Source organism: Lonsdalea britannica (assembly GCF_946477055.1).
Lineage (GTDB): Bacteria > Pseudomonadota > Gammaproteobacteria > Enterobacterales > Enterobacteriaceae > Lonsdalea > Lonsdalea britannica_A.
In genome coordinates this window covers 1-2,595 of record NZ_CAMKXG010000373.1, presented here as the reverse complement: position 1 = coordinate 2,595, position 2,595 = coordinate 1, and the positions used below count along the sequence as shown (strand labels likewise).

3 protein-coding genes are annotated in these 2,595 nt (G+C 58.3%); all 3 read left to right on the top strand.

Going from position 1 to position 2,595, the window contains the following annotated elements; all coding sequences use genetic code 11:
- The coding region (locus Q7O77_RS16815; RefSeq protein ID WP_304169896.1) for a DUF1611 domain-containing protein at positions 1-731 on the top strand (731 nt) is incomplete at its 5' end.
- On the top strand, positions 728-1,708 hold the full coding sequence (gene dgcA / locus Q7O77_RS16810; RefSeq protein ID WP_304169894.1) for an N-acetyl-D-Glu racemase DgcA: 981 nt from the start codon (positions 728-730) through the stop codon (positions 1,706-1,708). The genes Q7O77_RS16815 and dgcA, both read left to right, overlap by 4 nt.
- Positions 1,709-1,749: 41 nt before the next feature.
- On the top strand, positions 1,750-2,595 hold an 846-nt coding region (locus Q7O77_RS16805), incomplete at its 3' end, for a D-amino-acid transaminase (RefSeq protein ID WP_304169892.1).

Sequence of the window (2,595 nt, the reverse complement as noted above, 5' to 3'; positions counted from 1 at the left end):
GTATGGATCTGGCCGCCGGGCTGCACAACCGTCTTGCCGACGTCCCCGAACTCAGTGCGCTGGCGGCCAAATTGGGACGTCAACTGTTCGACGTTCGCCACCCAACACAAACCTTTCCTGTCGCCAATGGTCGCAAACGTACTGGCAAACGCCTGCTTCCGGTCGGCACTGACTGCTCCTGCGGCAAAATGTATACCGCCTTGGCGATTGAAAAAGAGCTGCTTGCGCGCGGAGAAAAGGCGACCTTTCGGGCAACCGGCCAGACCGGTATTCTGATTAGCGGCTCGGGCGTCAGCATCGACGCCGTGGTGTCCGATTTTACCGCCGGTGCCGTCGAAATGCTTGCGCCAGCCAATGACGCGGACCACTGGGATGTGATCGAAGGTCAAGGCTCGCTGTTTCATCCGTCCTTTGCGGGCGTGACTACCGGCATCATTCACGGCGCGCAGCCGGATGCGCTGGTGCTGTGTCATGAACCGACGCGTAAGACCATGCGTGGCGTCGACTATCCGATCCCCGATCTCGCCGCCTGTATGGCGCTGAACCTCTCCATGGCGCATCTGACCAATCCCAATGCGCGTTTCGTCGGTATCTCCGTCAATACGTCGGCGTTAGACGAAGCCGCGGCGCAAAAATTTATTACCGAGACGGAAAACCAGTTCGGCCTGCCGGTGGTCGATCCCTTCCGTCAGGGCGTTGGACGCATCGTTGACCAGTTGGCAGGCCTATGACAGCACTTCACGTTTCTCATGAAAGCTGGCCGCTGCAAGGCACCTTCACCATTTCACGCGGCAGCAAAACGCAGGCCGATGTCGTCGTCGTGGCGCTGAGCGCAGGTGGCGCGACAGGCTATGGCGAGTGCGTTCCCTATGCGCGCTATGGTGAGTCTATCGATAGCGTGATCGCACAGATCCGATCGTTGGAAGACGATCTCCGTAACGGGCTGGATCGCATGGCACTCCAACAGCGTCTGCCCTCGGGCGCGGCGCGTAACGCCGTCGACTGCGCCTTTTGGGATCTGGAATGCAAACAGTCCGGACAGCGAATTTGGCAGAGGCTGCCGCTATCCGCGCCCGAGGTGCTCGAAACCGCGTACACCTTGTCGTTAGATACGCCGGACAACATGCGTCTCGCGGCCCAGCGGCAATCCGCCAGACCGTTGCTGAAACTCAAGTTGGCGGACAAAGACGACTTGGCGAGAGTGGCTGCCGTGCGTGAAGGCGCACCTGATGCGCGCCTGATCGTCGATGCCAACGAGGGCTGGAACGCCGAACTGTATCTGAAACTTGTGCCCGAGCTGGCGGCGCTGGGCGTAACGATGATTGAGCAGCCACTCCCCGCCGGACAAGACAGCGAACTCGAGGTGTTGCCGCATCCCATTCCCATCTGCGCCGACGAGTCCTGCCATGACTGCGATTCGCTGACCGCCATCGCTGGCTATTACGACATGATTAATATCAAGCTGGATAAAACAGGTGGTCTGACCGAGGCTATACGCCTACGCGACGAAGCCAAAAAAGCAGGCTTGCAGATTATGGTCGGCTGTATGGTCGGTACGTCGCTGTCGATGGCGCCGGCCACTTTTGTGGCGCAAGGTGCTCAGGTGGTCGATCTGGACGGCCCTCTGCTGTTGCAACGGGATCGAGATCATGGTCTGCAGTATGATGGCAGCCTCATCGCCCCACCTACCGCGGCACTATGGGGCTAACGCATACGCTGCGCCAAATGACGAGTTAGAGGAGTGTTGTAATGCAACGTCTTGTTTATGTTGACGGCCGCTATGTGCAGGAGCAGGAAGCGTCTGTTTCCGTGTTCGACCGCGGTTTTCTGTTCGCGGATGCCGTCTATGAGGTGACCGCCGTAGTCAACGGCAAACTGGCCGAGTTCGATGGTCATATGACCCGGCTCCAGCGCTCTTGTCGGGAGCTATCGCTGACGCTGCCAGTCAGCGTTGAAGAGCTAAAAAATATTCATCAGGCATTGATCGAGAAAAACCAGATGCAGGAAGGCGCTATCTACCTTCAGCTGACGCGCGGTAACGCGGGAGATCGTGATTTTCACTTCCCCGGCGCCGATGTAAAATCGACACTGGTTCTTTTTACTCAGGCTCGACCGGTGCTGGAAAACCCGGTTGCGGAACGCGGGCTGAGAGTGGTGACCTGCCCGGACATTCGCTGGCACCGCCGCGACATCAAAACCGTGAGTCTGCTGGCGGCCTGTCTCGCGAAAGAATTTGCCCACGCGCACAACGCCGAAGACGCCTTTATGGTGGAAAACGGCTTTGTGACGGAAGGGAGTTCTTGCAACTGCTATATCGTGCTGCACGATAATACGGTGGTGACCCGCCCTCTCAGCAACGACATCCTTCACGGCATCACCCGCAAGGCTATCTTGCAGTTGGCGGAGCAGGATGGCATCCAGCTGGAAGAGCGGTTGTTCACGCCGGAAGAAGCCTATCACGCCAAAGAGGTTTTCATTAGCTCCGCCACCACCTTCGTTCTGCCGGTGGTCACGCTTGATGATCGCACCATCGGTGACGGTAAACCGGGGCCGATTACGCGTCGTCTGCGTGACATCTGTCTCTTATACACATCT